Annotated in this window: 14 protein-coding genes and 2 tRNA genes; 5 read left to right on the forward strand and 11 right to left on the reverse strand. The window is 72.2% G+C overall.

Annotated elements, in window-relative coordinates; translation table 11 throughout:
* Position 1 precedes the first annotated feature (1 nt).
* Genes QQX13_RS11215 through QQX13_RS11225 form a run of 3 tightly spaced genes read right to left on the reverse strand, consistent with a single transcriptional unit; the run spans position 2 to position 1,601 of the window.
* Entirely contained in the window at positions 2-628 is a 627-nt protein-coding gene (locus QQX13_RS11215) for an aminodeoxychorismate/anthranilate synthase component II (protein WP_301119028.1), read from the reverse strand.
* Entirely contained in the window at positions 625-792 is a 168-nt protein-coding gene (locus QQX13_RS11220) for a hypothetical protein (RefSeq protein WP_301119372.1), read from the reverse strand. Before QQX13_RS11220 ends, QQX13_RS11215 begins: the two co-directional genes overlap by 4 nt.
* Positions 789-1,601, reverse strand: a complete 813-nt coding sequence (locus QQX13_RS11225; protein WP_301119029.1) for a class E sortase — start codon at positions 1,599-1,601, stop codon at positions 789-791. Before QQX13_RS11225 ends, QQX13_RS11220 begins: the two co-directional genes overlap by 4 nt.
* Positions 1,602-1,722: 121 nt before the next feature.
* Here QQX13_RS11225 and QQX13_RS11230 point away from each other — a divergent pair, with 121 nt between their 5' ends.
* Positions 1,723-1,971, forward strand: a complete 249-nt coding sequence (locus QQX13_RS11230) for a cell division protein CrgA (protein WP_301119030.1) — start codon at positions 1,723-1,725, stop codon at positions 1,969-1,971.
* A gap of 339 nt (positions 1,972-2,310) precedes the next feature.
* On the opposite strand, the gene QQX13_RS11235 is transcribed toward QQX13_RS11230, so the two are convergent.
* The gene (locus tag QQX13_RS11235) at positions 2,311-3,096 is read right to left on the reverse strand and encodes a rhomboid family intramembrane serine protease (protein ID WP_301119031.1); all 786 of its coding nucleotides are present in this window, start codon (positions 3,094-3,096) and stop codon (positions 2,311-2,313) included.
* 7 nt (positions 3,097-3,103) lie between these two features.
* Positions 3,104-3,643, reverse strand: coding sequence for a peptidylprolyl isomerase (locus QQX13_RS11240; protein WP_301119032.1), 540 nt, complete (start codon positions 3,641-3,643; stop codon positions 3,104-3,106).
* 128 nt (positions 3,644-3,771) lie between these two features.
* On the opposite strand from QQX13_RS11240, the gene QQX13_RS11245 reads away from it, so the two are divergent.
* A complete protein-coding gene (locus tag QQX13_RS11245) occupies positions 3,772-4,743 on the forward strand; it encodes a hypothetical protein (RefSeq protein WP_301119033.1) in 972 nt (323 codons plus the stop codon).
* A gap of 84 nt (positions 4,744-4,827) precedes the next feature.
* Here the strand turns inward: QQX13_RS11245 and QQX13_RS11250 are convergent, their stop codons facing one another.
* A complete protein-coding gene (locus QQX13_RS11250) occupies positions 4,828-5,355 on the reverse strand; it encodes a helix-turn-helix domain-containing protein (RefSeq protein ID WP_301119034.1) in 528 nt (175 codons plus the stop codon).
* A 57-nt stretch (positions 5,356-5,412) separates the two neighbouring features.
* Here QQX13_RS11250 and QQX13_RS11255 point away from each other — a divergent pair, with 57 nt between their 5' ends.
* Together QQX13_RS11255 and QQX13_RS11260 are read left to right on the forward strand one after the other, a co-directional pair.
* Complete coding sequence (locus QQX13_RS11255) at positions 5,413-6,573, forward strand: benzoate/H(+) symporter BenE family transporter (RefSeq protein WP_301119035.1); 1,161 nt, start codon at positions 5,413-5,415, stop codon at positions 6,571-6,573.
* A gap of 34 nt (positions 6,574-6,607) precedes the next feature.
* Positions 6,608-6,997 carry a heavy-metal-associated domain-containing protein gene (locus QQX13_RS11260; RefSeq protein WP_301119036.1) on the forward strand — a complete coding sequence of 130 codons (390 nt, stop codon included), beginning with the start codon at positions 6,608-6,610 and terminating at the stop codon, positions 6,995-6,997.
* 27 nt (positions 6,998-7,024) lie between these two features.
* Here QQX13_RS11260 and QQX13_RS11265 read toward each other — a convergent pair whose 3' ends face one another.
* The 4 genes from QQX13_RS11265 to QQX13_RS11280 all read right to left on the reverse strand — a co-directional run bounded on the left by QQX13_RS11265 (position 7,025) and on the right by QQX13_RS11280 (position 10,789).
* Entirely contained in the window at positions 7,025-9,328 is a 2,304-nt protein-coding gene (locus QQX13_RS11265; RefSeq protein WP_301119037.1) for a beta-L-arabinofuranosidase domain-containing protein, read from the reverse strand.
* Positions 9,329-9,493: 165 nt separating this feature from the next.
* Positions 9,494-9,569 (reverse strand) — tRNA-Ala (locus QQX13_RS11270).
* Between the two features lie 150 nt (positions 9,570-9,719).
* Positions 9,720-9,793 (reverse strand) — tRNA-Ile (locus QQX13_RS11275).
* 75 nt (positions 9,794-9,868) lie between these two features.
* Positions 9,869-10,789, reverse strand: coding sequence for a DUF3566 domain-containing protein (locus tag QQX13_RS11280; RefSeq protein ID WP_301119038.1), 921 nt, complete (start codon positions 10,787-10,789; stop codon positions 9,869-9,871).
* Between the two features lie 132 nt (positions 10,790-10,921).
* On the opposite strand from QQX13_RS11280, the gene QQX13_RS11285 reads away from it, so the two are divergent.
* A complete protein-coding gene (locus tag QQX13_RS11285; RefSeq protein WP_301119039.1) occupies positions 10,922-13,264 on the forward strand; it encodes a DUF2156 domain-containing protein in 2,343 nt (780 codons plus the stop codon).
* A gap of 133 nt (positions 13,265-13,397) precedes the next feature.
* Here the strand turns inward: QQX13_RS11285 and QQX13_RS11290 are convergent, their stop codons facing one another.
* Positions 13,398-14,945 carry a SulP family inorganic anion transporter gene (locus QQX13_RS11290; RefSeq protein WP_436968578.1) on the reverse strand — a complete coding sequence of 516 codons (1,548 nt, stop codon included), beginning with the start codon at positions 14,943-14,945 and terminating at the stop codon, positions 13,398-13,400.
* Between the last annotated feature and the right edge of the window lie 229 nt (positions 14,946-15,174).

Genomic DNA, 15,174 nt, shown 5'->3' on the forward strand with positions numbered 1-15,174 from the left:
GCTACGTGCGGATGAGCGGGCTCAGCCCCGCCGACCGCCCCTCCGGGTCCGGCATCCCGCACACCTCGAGCCAGTTGGCTAGCAGGCGGTGGCCGCCCTCGGTGAGCACCGACTCCGGGTGGAACTGCACCCCGTGCAGCGGCAGCTCCCTGTGCTGCAGGCCCATGATGATGCCGTTGGCGGTGGTCGCGGTGACCGCGAGCTCGTCGGGCACGGTCGGGTTCTCGACGGCGAGCGAGTGGTACCGCGTGGCGGTGAACGGTGACGGCAGGCCGTCCATCACCGAGGCGTCCTCGTGCGTCACCAGCGAGGTCTTGCCGTGCATGAGCTCCGGGGCGTGCGACACGACCCCCCCGAACACCTCGGCGAGCGCCTGATGGCCCAGGCAGATCCCGAGCATCGGGATCCCCGCCGCCGCGCACTCGCGGATCACGTCCATCGAGGAGCCCGCCTCGGCCGGCGTGCCCGGGCCGGGGGAGATGAGGACCCCGTCGTAGGAGGCGACGTCGCCGGCGTCCGCCACCGCATCGTTCCTCACGACCACGGTCTCCGCGCCCATCTGGCGCAGGTAGCCCACGATCGTGTAGACGAACGAGTCGTAGTTGTCGACCACCAGGATCCTGGTCATGGTCCGGCCTCCACATTCTGATCCTGGATGTCGAACGTGACGGACACCCAGGGGAACACCCATTGGAACAGGGCGGCCACGAGGGCCGCGATCAGCAGCATCAGCATCAGCACCCGCACCCACGCGGGACCGGGCATGACGCGCCAGAGCCAGGGGAAGATCACGGCTGCTCCACCTCCTCGACGATCTCCGGAGGGACGGCGTCGCCCACCGGCGCCCAGTACTCGAGCTCGCCGTGCACGATGTAGCGCTCCGCCGCCGAGTACATCGGGTGGCAGGTGGTGAGCGTGATGTAGCGTCCGTCGGCCTCGCCGCCGATCACGTACGGGTTCGGTGCGATCACCTCCACCTGCGTGGGCAGCACGATCAGGTGATCGGTGACGCGGTACACGTACCAGGTGTCCTCGGTCTGGATGACGAGCGCGTCGCCCTCCTGCAGCTCAGCGATGCGGTTGAACGGCTTGCCGTAGGTGGTGCGGTGCGCGGAGACGGCGAAGTTGCCGAACGCGCCCGGCATCCCCGTGTCCTCGTAGTGCCCGATCCCGAGCACGTCGAGGATCTCGCGGCGCGTGGTGCCCTCGGAGATCGGCTTCACGTAGTCGGTGCCCCAGCGCGGCACGTACATGGTCGCGAAGGTGGTGCCGAACTCGGGCTCCTCCATCACGGGCGCGGTCTCCGCGGACAGCATCTGGCCGGGTCCCAGCACCTCGGGCCCCTCCTCGGGCGCGCTGGTGGCCGCCGTGATCGGGCTGCTGTCCGGCGTGTACGCCCAGTCGAGCCCGTCGAGGACCTCCTGCTGCTCCCGGTCCGCGATCACGTCCGTGTAGAACAGCTGCCACACGACGTAGAGGCCGATCACCGCGCCCGCGATGATCAGGAGCTCGCCTACCAGGGCGAGCGTGTGGTCGAACGCGCGCGAGCCCCGTCGCCGCGGGGACGCGGGCGGGGACGATGCGGGGGCCTCGGTCGACATGGTGGGTCCAGCGTACGGGAGGGCCGCCGGGCCGGGAATCCCGATCCCGGCCGCCACTCGGTACCCTTGAGGGCAGACATCGACGCCCGCACCGGCGGGCCCGCAGTGCAACGGAGTGAAAGTGGCCGTCTCGAAGAAGCGCGACACCAAGGCGTACAAGGTCCCCCGCAACCTGGGCAAGCCCAAGTCGGACAACCCCAAGTGGCTGCTGCCGGTCGCGCTGACGGCGCTGGCGCTGGGCCCGGTGTGGATCGTCGTCTACTACGTGTCCAAGGCGCAGTACCCCATCCCCGGCATCTACGACTGGAACCTCGGCGTGGGCTTCGTGTTCATGGCCACGGGCATGGTGCTGCTGACCCGCTGGAAGTAGGAATCACACCCGTGTAGTTCTCCACAGGGTCATCCCCAGCGGTGGAGAAGTACACGGGTGTAGTTCTCCACCGCTGTGCACAACGGTGGGGATAACTACACCGGTGTCATTCACACCTGTGGAGCACGGTGGGGACGATGCTGCGGCGGGCCATCGCGCCCGAGCCGCACCCGCATCGTCCGACCGCTTCAGCCACGCCCCTTCCGCGCGAAATGGCGGATCGGTGCCCAAAACTGATCGGTTTCGGGCACTGATCCGCCATTTCGGGGGAAGTGCGGGCGCGCGGGAGGTGCGGGGGCGCGGCGGGACGATGCGGGGCGCAGGGGCCGCGCCCGGCGGTCAGCGCGAGCGCGCCGGCTTGCGCTCGACCCAGCGCAGCATCGCCAGCATCGTGAGCGCGCCGCCGACGGCTCCGCCGAGGTGGCCTTCCCACGAGATGCCGGGCACCACGAACCCGAGCACCAGCCACAGGCCGGCGGTGGTGATGAGCGAGCGGTAGTCCAGCCTCAGCTTGAACAGCACCACCGCGTAGCCGGCGATGAGGCCGAAGATCGCGCCCGAGGCGCCACCATGGATCCCGCCGCCCGAGATCAGCATCACGGATGCGGAGCCGCCGATCATCGACGCGAAGTACAGCCCCGCATACCGGAGCCGGCCCATCAGCGGCTCGAGCTGGGTGCCGAACTGGAACAGCACCAGCATGTTCATGCCCAGGTGCAGGAGCCCGAAGTGCAGGAAGCCCGAGCTGATCCACCGGTACCACTCGTCGCCGCCGCCCAGGATGAACTCCTGGTAGACGGTGGGATTGGGGATCAGCGCCCAGTCGACGCGCCACTGCCCGGTACCCAGCACGTAGGTCCCGTACAGGTAGGCGATCACGTTGAGCGCGATGAGCCCGTACGTCACGTACGGCGTGCCGAACTGGGACGTGAAGCCGAGTCGGTTCACCAGCGGTCGCGCCTGCGCCTTGGCCTCCTGCACGCAGTCGACGCACTGGATCCCGACCGAGGCCGGGCGCTGGCACTCGGGGCACGTCGGCCGTCCGCAGCGCTGGCAGCGCACGTAGGAGACGCGGTCCGGGTGCCGCGGGCAGATGGGCGCCGCGGCCCCGGGCTGCTGCGTCATGCGGTGCTTACTCCGCGATGGTGATGCCGGTGATCATGACGTCCTCGAGGGGACGATCCCGGCCGTCGGTCGCGGCGGTCGCGATCGCGTCGACCACGGCCTTGGAGGCGTCGTCGGCCACCTTGCCGAAGATGGTGTGCTTGCCGTTGAGCCACGCCGGCTTGTCCACCGTGATGAAGAACTGCGACCCGTTGGTGCCCGCGGGCTGACCGGTGATGGGGTTGCGGCGCTGACCGGCGTTGGCCATCGCGAGCAGGTAGGGCTCGCTGAAGGTCAGCTCGGGGTGGATCTCGTCGTCGAAGGTGTAGCCCGGGCCGCCGGTGCCGGTGCCGAGCGGGCAGCCGCCCTGGATCATGAAGCCCTCGATGACACGGTGGAACACCAGGCCGTCGTAGAACGGGTCGTTCGACGCCTCGCCGGTCTGCGGGTTCTTCCACTGCTTCTCGCCGGTGGCGAGGCCCACGAAGTTCTTGACGGTCGCGGGGGCGTGGTTCGGGTACAGCTCGATGGCGATGTCGCCTGCGGTGGTCTGGAGAGTTGCGATCATGGGCGCCATTGTTTCACGACCCTCGCCAGCAGGGGGGATGTGGTGGCACGATGGATGGAAGGTTGGACGTCGTTCACGCGTTGTTCAGCATTACCAGGCTTGTCCCCACCGACGATGAGGAGCGCAGCATGAAGAAGAACCCGGCCGAGAGCTTCGACGCGGACAAGGCGCGCGAGCAGGCTGCCGAGGCGGCGAAGGCGGCGCGGGAGGCGGCCAAGGAGGCCTCCATCGCGGCACGCAAGGCGGCGAAGCGCGCGAAGGAGTGGGCCGAGCCGCAGGTCGAGAACGCGAAGGACTGGGCCGGTCCGCGCTACGAGCAGGCCAAGGCGTGGGCGGGCCCGCAGTATGAGCACGCGAAGGAGTGGGCCGCGCCGCGCGTCGACGCCGCGTACCACGCCGGTGCGCGCAAGGTGAGGCCGTACGCCCACAAGGCGGGCGACAAGGCCTCGGAGTGGACGGACGTCGCGCACGCCGCGATCGTCGGCGCCGCCATCCCTGCCGTGCTCGCCGCGATCGACGAGGCCGCCAAGGACAAGGAGAAGAAGTCGGGCGGGTGGGGCAAGGTGCTCATCCCGATCGCGCTGGCCGCCGCCGCAGGCGCCGCCGTGGTCGTGTGGGCGCGTCGCGACCCGGGCCGCGACACCTGGGCCGGCGAGGACGAGGAGTGGCAGTTCGCGGGCGAGGACGACCTGAAGGACCAGGTCCGTCGCAACGTGAACAAGGCCGTCGACGCCGCCGCCGACGCCGCGCGCAAGGCGGCCGACGCCGCGACCGCCGCGACCGCGGCGCTGTCCGAGAAGGCCGGTCCGACCGTGGACAAGGTCCGCGAGGCCGCCGGTCCCGCCGCCGAGGCGATCAAGGACACCGTGGTCGACGAGGCGAAGAAGGTCGCCGAGGTCGCCGGTCCCGCGCTGACCAAGGTGAAGGACACCGCGGTGACCGAGGCCAAGAAGGTCAAGGACGCCGCCGACGAGGCCCGCGCCCGCGCGACCGACGAGGTGGTCTCCACCATCGACGACGCCGAGGACGTGTGGGAGGACGAGGGCGGCACCGGTGACGACGGCCTCACCGCCGTCGAGCGCAAGTCCTCCAAGAAGTAGCGTCCCGAGGACGCCTACGCGAGAGGGGCCCCGCCTGAAGGCGGGGCCCCTCTCGCGTTCGCCGGCGGGTCGCCGCGATGAGCTTCAGCGCGCCGGCGTGGTGACCACGAGCACGGCGGAGGCGTCGCCGCCCAGGGCGAGGTACCCGTGCGGGGCGTCGCTCACCCACTCGAGCACGTCGCCGGGACCCGCCTCGCCCTCCTCGCCGTCGCGCCCTGCCCGGATCCTGCCGCGGGTGACCAGCAGCACCTCGGTGACTCCCGCCCCGTGCGCACCCGAGGCGTGCGGCTGCCCCGCGCGCAGGTCGAGCCGGTAGGTCTCGACGGTGCCGAGCGCATCCGCGGTGACGTCGAGCAGCAGCGCCGCGATCCCCGGCGACTCGACCATCGCGCCGCGCTGCTGCGCGAGCAGGGCGGCGAGCGGGAGCCCGAGCGCGCCCGCGAGCGCGTACAGGGTGGCGAGGGTGGGGTTGCGCACGCCGTTTTCGATCTCGGACAGCGAGCCCTTGCCGATCGCGGCCTCCGCGGCCAGAGTCCCGAGCGACAGCCCTCGCTCCACGCGCGCCTCGCGCACCCGTGCGCCGACCACCGCGGCGAACGCCTCCGAGTCCATGCGTCGAGCCTAACGCGACGGTTCTGTTTGCAGAACAATCGGGCTAAGGTTCCGTTCATGGAACATGGGGATGCGCAGGCGATCGCGGTGGGCGGGGTCACCGCCCTCGTCGGGTTCACGTCGTCGGTGGCCGTGGTCATCGCGGGGCTCGGAGCGTCCGGGGCGACCCCGGCGCAGGCCTCCTCGGGCATCGCCGCGCTCTGCCTCACGGTGGGGGTCGGCACGATGCTCCTCGCCTGGCGCCACCGGACGCCGCTGACGCTCGCGTGGTCGACCCCGGGCGCGGCGCTGCTCGCCACCCAGGGCGCGCCGAGCTGGCCCGAGGCCGTGGCCGCCTTCGCGCTCACCGGCGTGCTGATCCTCGCCACGGGCGTCTGGGCCCGGCTCGGACGCCTCGTGGCCGCGATCCCGGTGTCGCTCGCGCAGGCCATGCTCGCCGGCGTGCTGGTGCCGCTGTGCCTCGCCCCCGTGATGGAGCTCGCCGCCGCGCCGGCGGTGATCGCGCCGGTGGTGATCCTGTGGCTGGTCCTGCAGCGCTGGGCTCCCCGCTGGTCGACCCCGGCGGCCTTCGCACTCGCGCTGGCGATCATCGTCGCCCTGGCGCGATCCGATCTCACCGGCGCCCTCACCCTGCCCCGCCTCGCGCTGGCCTCCCCCTCACCCACCTGGGCCGCGGTCGGCCTCGCGGTGCCGCTCGCGGTGGTGACGATGGCGTCCCAGAACGTGCCGGGCGTCGCCGTCCTGAAGGGCGCGGGCTACCGCGTGCCCTGGAGGGGGACGATGCTCGTCACCGGTGCCGCCACCGTCGCCGGTGCCGCGGCGGGCGGCCATGCGGTGAACCTCGCCGCGATCACCGCCGCCCTGCCCGCCTCGCCCGAGGCGCACTCGGACCCCCGGCGGCGCTGGATCGCCGCCGCCTCCGCCGGAGCGGCCTACGTGCTGCTGGCCGGCGCGGGCGCCACGCTGGTCGCGTTGGCGGACGCGGGCCCCGAGGGCCTGCTCCCCGCCGTCGCGGGGCTCGCCCTGCTCCCGACCCTCGCGTCCTCGCTCGCGGGAGCCTTCCACGAGGCGGCCGGCCGCACGCCTGCGGCCGCGACCTTCGCCATGGCGGCGAGCGGCGTCGCGATCGGCGGGATCGGCGCGGCGTTCTGGGCGCTGGTCGTCGGGCTGGCGACCCGATGGTGGCTCGGCCGGCGGCGCCAGGGACGTGAGGCTTGACCTTGCCGTGGACTGGAATGTCTACTCTCGTGTCATGGAGATCATGACCCACGTTCCCGGCACCATCGTCGAGCTCGCCGTCAGCGGGATGACCTGCACCGGCTGCTCCTCCTCGATCGAGCAGGCGCTCACGGCGCTGCCCGGCGTCCGCTCCGCCTCGGTCGACCACACCACCGGCCGCGCCGTGGTGCTGCTCGTGGGTGGCGTGTCCGCGGAGGACTTCGCCTTCGACGCCGACGCGGCGATCCACGACGCGGGCTACACCCTCGAGAGTGCGGCCGCCCGTCCGGAGCGCGCCGGCGGCGGCGGCTGCGGAGGCGGCGGCGCGTGCGGCTGCGGCGGCGCCGAGGCCAAGGCCCCCGAGCCGGTCCAGGCGGTCGCGTCCGAGGGTGACGGCTGCTGCGGGGGCGGCGGCTGCTGCTGACCGCCGCGGGCAGCCTCCCGAGGCCCGCTACGCGGGCGGGGTGAGCAGCGCGACCGCGACCACGCCGCCGGTGACCCCGCCGGCGCCGGCCTCGAAGCGCACCTCGATCCCCTCCGCCGGGACGTCCACCTCGTACACCGCCTCGGTGACGTCACCGTAGAGCGGGAGCGCCCGCATGCCGGTCGTGGCCGGGGTCGCGACCCTGCCGCCCAGCCGGACCACCGCATCGTCCGATCCCACGGGCACGCCCGCGAGGGTGCGGATCCGCACCAGGTGCGGGCCCGCGACCTTCGGCTTCACCACATAGGAGAACCAGTCCTCCGCGAGCCGCCAGCTGCGCGCGTTGGTCCATGCGATGCGCGAGGCCTGCGACGCGTAGGCGTGGTCCATTTCGGACTGCTGCTCGCCCGGTGCGACCACGTCGACCAGGTCGGCGTCCTCGAGCTCGTCGGCGTCGAGCTCGGCGAGCCGGTCGCGCACCTCGGACGCGGTCGCACCGACCGGCCAGTAGACGGTGCAGCGCTCGTCGTGGATCGCGTTGTAGGGCTCGAGGTCGAGGCTGACCTGCTCGGGAGCCTCGCCGTCGAGCCGCCAGGCTGACAGCGTGGCCGTCGCCCCCTCGGCCGCCGGGGTGAACGCCGCGGTCGGGTCGGCGTCCAGCACCGCCGGGGTGAGGGTCATGCGGCGCTTGGTTCCCAGCGCGATGTGAGGCGCGTCCGGGGCGGCCGCGACCTGGCCCTCCAGCGCATCGTCGCCGTCGCGGTGGGCGAGCACGAACGGCCCGTAGCGGAAGGACGCCCAGGGCGAGCCGTCGGGGAGGCGCTCGGCCGTCACCACCGGGCGCAGGGTGAGCACGATCCTCGACGTCCCCTCCCAGCGTCCGCCGAGCGCGACCTCGCGGTCGCCGCGCGCGACGGGATGCGCCTCGCCGTCGACCGTCACCTCGGCCCCGTCCGACCAGTCGGGGACCCGCAGGCGGACCACGCGGTCGTGCGGGGTCTCGGCCGTGATGTCGACCTCGACCCGCCAGGAGCGGGCGAGGTCCGCGCGGACCTCGATCGCGATGCCGTCCCAGTCGAGCCGCGCCGGCTCGTAGATCTCCACGCGCGGGCTGTCGCCGTCGCGGGAGAACAGGAACCGGTCGTAGCGCGAGTGGCCCTCGAGCCCGCTGCCCACGCAGCACCACATGGACGCGCCGTGGCGCGAATACACGCGGTAGTGCGCCGGCCGCAGCGGGGAGAAGTAGACGAACCCGCCGTGGCCGGGGTGCTGCGCGGTGAGGGCATGGTTGACGATCGCACGCTCGGCGAAGTCCACCAGCGCCGGCTCGTCCGACTCCTGCCGCAGCAGGTCGGTCAGCTGCAGCATCCCGAAGGTGTTGCAGGACTCGGGACCGAGCGGGTCGAGCACCATCGCGCGGAAGTCCGCCTTCGGGTGGAAGTGCTCGCGCACGCCGTGGCCGCCGATCGAGACCGTGCGGTCGTTGACCACCTCGTCCCAGAACACCCGCGCGGCACCCCTCAGGTCCGGCGCGCCGGAGCGCGCGTACCCGACCACCTTGGGGACCTGCGTGTTGGCGTGCAGCCCGTCGAGGCGGTCCTCGCCCGCCAGCAGGGGATCGAGCAGCAGGCGATGCGACCAGCGCCGGCCCTCGGCCTCCAGGTCCTCGCGGCCGGTCAGCGCGGCGAGGCGGAAGAACGCATCGTTCATGCCGCCGAACTCGGCGGTGAGGATCGCCTCGATCTGCGCGTCGGTCAGGTGCGCGGCGATGCCCATCCACCAGTCGGCCCACGCGAGGGCCATCTCGAGCGCATCGTCCTGCCCGGCGGCCTCGAACGCGTCGATCAGCCCGTTGAGGACCTTGTGGAGGTTGTACATGGGCACCCAGCGGCCGTTGAGCGCGAACGGCTCCGCCTCGATCGTGCCGCCGCGCAGCTCCTCGCCCAGCGCGACGCCGCGCGGCACGCCTCCCAGGTAGCCGGTGCCCACCGCGTCCTGGCACTGCTGCAGCCCGTCGAGCATGGCGCGCAGGTTCGCCAGGATGTCCGCGCGGCCGGTCGCGGCGTAGAGGTGCGAGAGGGCGGAGACGTAGTGCCCGCCGATGTGCCCGTCGAGGCCGCGGGACTCCCAGTCGCCGTAGGGCTCGGCGACCGCGGGCAGCCCGGCCTCCCGGCGGTAGGGCGCGAGCAGCCGGTCGGGGTCGTGGGCGAGTGCCGTGGCGACGGAACGCTCGAGGGCGGCGAGCAGCGGTCCGCCGGTCAGCGCGATGGCCCCGGCGGGGAATCCGCGGGCCGGGGTCACGACAGTTCTACAACGTTGGAGAGACGTCATGCTCCGATGGTAGCCGCCGCGGCGCGCGGGCGTCACGGCCCGATCGCGCCCTGGTGGCGGCCGGGTGCCCGCGCGGGCCGGCTCTCGAGCACTCAGGCGCCACCACCGGGGTGGCGCCGGCCGGGACTGCGAAAGGCCCCCGCCGGCACGGCGAGGGCCCTCGAATGGTGGAGCCTGCGGGACTCGAACCCGCAACCCCCTGCTTGCAAAGCAGGTGCGCTACCAATTGCGCCAAGGCCCCGCGGTCAGGAACCGGGGTGATCACCGGACCGGGTACTGGACATCGTCCCATAGGTCGCGGTTGGAGTTCTCGGTGATCAACGCGTAGGCCACCGCGCCTGCCACGACGGCGGCTGCGAGAAGCACGATCTTCCTCATCGGATCACCTCGGTGGGCCCAGGAGGACTTGAACCTCCGACCTCTTCGTTATCAGCGAAGCGCTCTAACCGCCTGAGCTATGGGCCCCTCGCGGCGTCACCGCCGCGGCGCACAACTGTACCGCACCCCGAGCACGACTCAAAATCGCGCCCGGACGGCAGATCAGTCGTCCGTCAGGGTGACGTAGACGCCGCCCACGACGGACGAGACCACGTTGTAGAGGAACGCGCCGATCGCCGTCAGCGCGGTCAGCAGCACGACGTTCACCACGGCCACGAGCGTGGTCGCGCTCATCACCTTGTTGAACTCCATGAACTGCATGATGTTGATCTCCTGCTCGGTGGTGAAGAGCTTCACCACCCAGTCGTTGACCAGCGCGAAGGTGCCCATCGAGTTGAGCACGTTCCAGATCACGAACACCGAGACGACCAGCATGATGCCCGCCGCGATCGACAGCAGGAAGCCGAGCTTGAGCGCGGACCACGGGTCCACGCGCGACAGCAGCACGCGCGCCTTGCGGGGGCCGCCCTTGCTCGACGGCGTCGCCAGGTCGTCGCCGGCCTTGAAGCTCTCGGCCGCGCGCCCCGCGAGCCCCTTGATCTTCGCGGTGCCCGCGCCGAGCGCCGCGCCGGCGCCCGCGGCGACCCCGGGGTGGGTCTGCTGCGGGGACGATGCGGGGGCCACCGGCTGCGGGGACGATGCCGGGGTGAAGGCCGTGCCGGCCGGCGGGTACGCGGGGGTCGCCTGCGGGGCCGAGACCGGGGCCTGGCCGGAGACGGGCGCCTGGCCCGACACCGGGGTCTGGGTCGACGTGGGCACGGCGCCCGAGGTCGGCCGGAACGCGGTGCGCTGCGGGATCGACCCGGTGGTGGGGGCCGCGGCGGGCGACGAGACCGGCGCCTGCTGGGAGACCGGCGCCTGCTGGGACGCGGGGGCCTGCGCGGGCTGCTCCGTGCTGGTCGGCACCTGCTGGCTCACCGGCATGAAGGGGGAGCGTGCGGGCGTGCGCTGCTCGCCGGACTCGCCCGAGCGGGGCGTGTACAGACCCTTGCTCGCCGGGTTGGTGCGGTCGTCCGCGTTCATGAAGGCTCCCTGCTTCCTCCGCGCAGGCGCACGGATGATCAGGGTCAAGCGTAACGGAGCGCGCACATGCGGTCACCCGGGTCGCATGCACGGCACCTCCCGCAGGTCGGGCCCTCGCACTAGCGTGGTCGCATGACCGTCGACGCGCCGTCCGAGACCGCCGAGTCCCCCGTCCGCACCGCGCTCGCCGTCCTGCGGCGCATCCCCGGGACGCTCGCCGTCACCGGGATCGTGCTCGTCGTCGGAGCGCTCACCGGCGCGCTGTGGTCCTCCGCGCTCGAGTCCGGCCTGGTGGACCGCTGGGGCTGGGGCCTGGACGCGTTCGCCGAGGGCCAGTGGTACACCGTGCTGGTCGGCGCGGCGATCTCCCCCGAGCCCTGGATGTACGCGCTCATCCTCGCGACGTTCTGCGTCGGTGGCGGCTTCCTCGAGTACCGCTACGGCACGCTGCGCATGCTCGCGGCGGTGCTGGGCACCCATCTCGCCGCCGTGCTCGTGGTCGCGTTGATGTTCCTGATCCTCGAGCAGACCTCGCTCGACTGGGCGCAGGAGCTCGCCCGCGTGCGCGACGTCGGGCTCAGCAACGGCGGCTTCGGCGCCGTGGGCGCCATGACCGCGGGTATGCCGCTGCTGTGGCGGCGGCGCGTGCGCCTCATCGGCTCGCTCTACTGCGTCGCGATGATCCTCTACGCGGCGGAGATCTGGGACTTCACGCACGCGGCGGCCTTCTGGATCGGGATCCTGGCGGGCCCGTGGGTGGTCGGGCGCGCGCGGGAGCAGTTCGACTGGCGCTTCGGCCCGCAGGAGGTGCGGGACACCGCGGCGGTGCTGGTCGCCTTCGGCGCGCTTCACCAGCTGCTGATCCGCCTGTGGCCGGGGGAGGGCGGCATCCTGCGGTTCGGCGAGAACGCCGACGACCCGGCGCTGTCCACGCTCGCGCTCGTCGCCGCCTCCGTCCTGTCGCTCACCTTCGCCTACGCGCTGCACAACGGCCGGCGAGGAGCCTGGTGGTACGTCACCGTCGTCTCGGTGATCACCGCGCTGGCCGGGCCGTTCGCCGCCTCGAACCCGTCCGACTGGCTCGACATCGCGCTCGACGTGGTGCTCCTGGTGCTGCTGATCGGGTGGCGCCGCCACTTCCGCGTCACGGGCGACCGTCGCGGCAAGCTGCGGGTGTGGAAGCGCGGGCTCGTCACCCTCGCGGCGCTCATGACGTTCACGGTGGCCGCGATCATGGCGCTGAGCCACCAGATCACGCCGCAGCCGGACATCGGCGACGCGCTGGCCGAGGCGATCGTCCGCATCTTCGGCGGCACCACCGGCCTCGAGGGCGAGACGACCGCCGCGAAGGCGATCCTCGGGGGCATCGGCATCGTCTGGTTCATCGCCTTCGCGATCTTCGTCGCCGCGTTGCTGCTCACGTCGCGCCGACACGAGACCGACGGCTCGACCCGCGACCGCTTCATCGAGCTGCAGCGGACCACCACCGGCATGACCTCGATCGGCTACATGGCGCGCTGGGAGGGGATCGACCACTGGATCTCGGACGACGGCACCGCCGGGTTCGGGTTCAAGCAGGTGGGCAACACCGTGATCGTGCTGTCCGACCCCGCCGGCCACCCCGACGACCTCCGCCGCAACTACGCCGGGTTCGCCGAGTTCTGCCGCTCCCGCGGCTGGCGGCTCGGCTACTTCGCCGTGTCCGAGCGCGCCCGCTCCGAGCTGTCGGAGCAGGGCTGGAAGTCGCTCCAGGTGGCCGAGGACACCGTGGTGCGCCTGCCGGACCTCGCGTTCACCGGCAAGAAGTGGCAGGACGTGCGCTCCGCGATCAACCGCGCCAAGCGCGAGGGCGTGACCATGCGCGTGGTCCGCTACGCCGAGGCGCCCCGCGGGCTCAAGGACCAGATGGAGGCGATCTCCGCACAGTGGGCCGGCGACAAGTCGCTGCCGGAGATGGGCTTCACGCTCGGCGACCTGCCCCAGGCGGACGACCCGAACGTCGAGATGCACCTCGCGGTCGACGAGGACGGCACCGTCCACGGCATGACCAGCTGGATGCCGGTCTACCGGGAGGGCTTCGTGGTCGGCTGGACCATCGACATCATGAAGCGCCGCCTCGACGACGGCGTGATGAGCGGGGTCATGGAGTTCCTCATCGCGGAGAGCGCCGTCCAGTACAAGGAGGCCGGCTACGAGTTCATCTCGCTCTCCGCCGCGCCGCTGTCCTACTCGGGCGAGGTCGACAACTCGGTCGAGAAGCTCCTCGACATCCTCGCGGACAAGATGGAGCCGTACTACGGCTTCACCTCGCTCGAGCGCTTCAAGGCCAAGTTCAAGCCGGAGCACCGGCCGCTGTACCTCGCCTACCAGGACGAGGTCGGGCTGCCCGGCATCGCGCTCGGCATCCTGCGGGCCTACCTCCCGGACGCCACCGCGGCGGACCTGGTGAAGGCGGCGGTCAGCCGCCCGGACTGAGCGAGACCCGCCCGGCCCCGGCCCGCCCGACCCAGCCCAGCCCAGCCCAACCCAGCCCGGCCCCTGCCGGGACGCTCAGTGCTGCCCCGGCCCGCGCATCGTCCGCCCCGGGACGGTCAGTACTGCCCGGAGGTCAGTGCCCCGCGCCCAGGTGCCCGGTCATGCGGCCGTGGAACTCCCGCGACGCATCGTTCAGGCCCACGATCTCGACCTCGGTGCCGTGCAGCGAGTACTTGTGCTCGACCGCGTCGAGCGCCGCGACGGTCGAGGCGTCCCACACGTGCGAGCCCGACATGTCGATGACGACCTTCTCAGGGTCGCCCGCGTAGTCGAACTGGCTGTAGAGGTCGTTCGAGCTCGCGAAGAACAGCTCGCCGCGCACCGTGTACCGGCGCACGCCGTCCTTCACCTCCCCGCCGACCACCTCGGCGAGGTGCGCGACGCGACGCGCGAACAGCACCGACGCGAGCACCACGCCCGCGACCACTCCGTACGCGAGGTTGTGGGTGAGGACCACCACGGCCACCGTCACCAGCATGACGGCGGTCTCCGACTTGGGCATCCGCTTCAGCGTCGAGACGCGGATCGAGTGCCAGTCGAACGTCGCCCAGGACACGTAGATCATCACCGCGACCAGCGCCGCCATGGGGATCATCGCGACCACGTCGCCGAGCAGCAGGATCAGCACCAGCAGGAAGACGCCGGCCGCCAGCGTCGACAGGCGCGTGCGCGCGCGGCCGGCCTTCACGTTGATCATGGTCTGGCCGATCATCGCGCAGCCGCCCATGCCGCCGAACAGGCCGGTGATGACGTTGGCCGCGCCCTGGCCCCACGCCTCGCGGGTCTTGTCGGAGTGCGTGTCGGTGATGTCATCCACCAGCTTCGCGGTCATGAGCGACTCGAGCAGACCCACCAGCGCCAGGCCCAGCGCGTAGGGGAACACGATCTGCAGCGTCTCGAACGAGACCGGCACGTCGGGGATGAAGAGGCCCGGCAGGCCCTCGGGAAGAGCGCCCTCGTCGCCGACCGTCGGCACCGCGATCGCCGCGGTCACCGTCACCACGGTCAGCAGCACGATCGCGACCAGCGGCGCCGGGACCACCGCCGTCAGCCGCGGCCAGAACGCGATCACCGCGAGCCCGGCCGCGACCAGCGGGTACACGACCCACGGCACGTCGGTCAGATGCGGCAGCTGCGCGAGGAAGATGAGGATCGCGAGGGAGTTGACGAATCCGACCATGACGGAGCGCGGGATGAACCGCATCAGCTTCGCGACCCCGAGCAGGCCGAAGGCGACCTGGATCAGGCCGCCGAGCACCACCGCGACGATGAGGTAGTCCAGGCCGTACTCGCGCGCCAGGGGCGCCACCACCAGCGCCACCGCGGCGGTCGCCGCCGAGATCATCGCCGGACGGCCGCCCAGGAACGCGATCGACACCGCCATGGTGAAGCTCGCGAACAGGCCCACGCGCGGATCCACGCCCGCGATGATCGAGAAGGAGATCGCCTCCGGGATCAGCGCGAGCGCCACCATCAGGCCCGAGACCAGCTCGGTGCGGAGCACGCGAGGACCGAAGCCCTCCGGCAGGCGCCAGGTGCGCGGCCGCCACAGGACGCCCCAGCGTCCGGTGGCCTCGGGAACGCCGGTGGGCGTGCGGGACTGGTCGGTCTCGGGCGACATGAGGACTCCGGTGGTGGGGGACTGCGGGACGTGCGGGAGCGCGCGACGGCGCCGCGAGCGTGAGGGGGAGGCCTGCATCGGCCGCGCCCAGGGTACCAAGCCCGCCTTGCGCGCCCACGGGAGCAGCGCATCGTCCGCTGCGGGACGATGCGCGGGCCCGGACGGCACGGAGGCGCGGGCCCCCCCCGGGGGGCGGGCCGCCCGCGGGGCGGGGGGGGGTCGCACCCCG

The organism is Demequina lignilytica (assembly GCF_030418375.1).
GTDB classification, from domain to species: Bacteria; Actinomycetota; Actinomycetes; order Actinomycetales; family Demequinaceae; genus Demequina; species Demequina lignilytica.

Excerpts from the sequence above, each read along its gene's own strand:
- QQX13_RS11215 (WP_301119028.1), bottom strand. The coding sequence starts at position 628 with ATGACCAGGATCCTGGTGGTCGACAACTACGACTCGTTCGTCTACACG.
- QQX13_RS11225 (WP_301119029.1), bottom strand. The coding sequence starts at position 1,601 with ATGTCGACCGAGGCCCCCGCATCGTCCCCGCCCGCGTCCCCGCGGCGA.
- QQX13_RS11235 (WP_301119031.1), bottom strand. The coding sequence starts at position 3,096 with ATGACGCAGCAGCCCGGGGCCGCGGCGCCCATCTGCCCGCGGCACCCG.
- QQX13_RS11240 (WP_301119032.1), bottom strand. The coding sequence starts at position 3,643 with ATGATCGCAACTCTCCAGACCACCGCAGGCGACATCGCCATCGAGCTG.
- QQX13_RS11245 (WP_301119033.1), top strand. The coding sequence starts at position 3,772 with ATGAAGAAGAACCCGGCCGAGAGCTTCGACGCGGACAAGGCGCGCGAG.
- QQX13_RS11250 (WP_301119034.1), bottom strand. The coding sequence starts at position 5,355 with ATGGACTCGGAGGCGTTCGCCGCGGTGGTCGGCGCACGGGTGCGCGAG.
- QQX13_RS11255 (WP_301119035.1), top strand. The coding sequence starts at position 5,413 with ATGGAACATGGGGATGCGCAGGCGATCGCGGTGGGCGGGGTCACCGCC.
- QQX13_RS11260 (WP_301119036.1), top strand. The coding sequence starts at position 6,608 with ATGGAGATCATGACCCACGTTCCCGGCACCATCGTCGAGCTCGCCGTC.
- QQX13_RS11265 (WP_301119037.1), bottom strand. The coding sequence starts at position 9,328 with ATGACGTCTCTCCAACGTTGTAGAACTGTCGTGACCCCGGCCCGCGGA.
- QQX13_RS11280 (WP_301119038.1), bottom strand. The coding sequence starts at position 10,789 with ATGAACGCGGACGACCGCACCAACCCGGCGAGCAAGGGTCTGTACACG.
- QQX13_RS11285 (WP_301119039.1), top strand. The coding sequence starts at position 10,922 with ATGACCGTCGACGCGCCGTCCGAGACCGCCGAGTCCCCCGTCCGCACC.
- QQX13_RS11290 (WP_436968578.1), bottom strand. The coding sequence starts at position 14,945 with ATGTCGCCCGAGACCGACCAGTCCCGCACGCCCACCGGCGTTCCCGAG.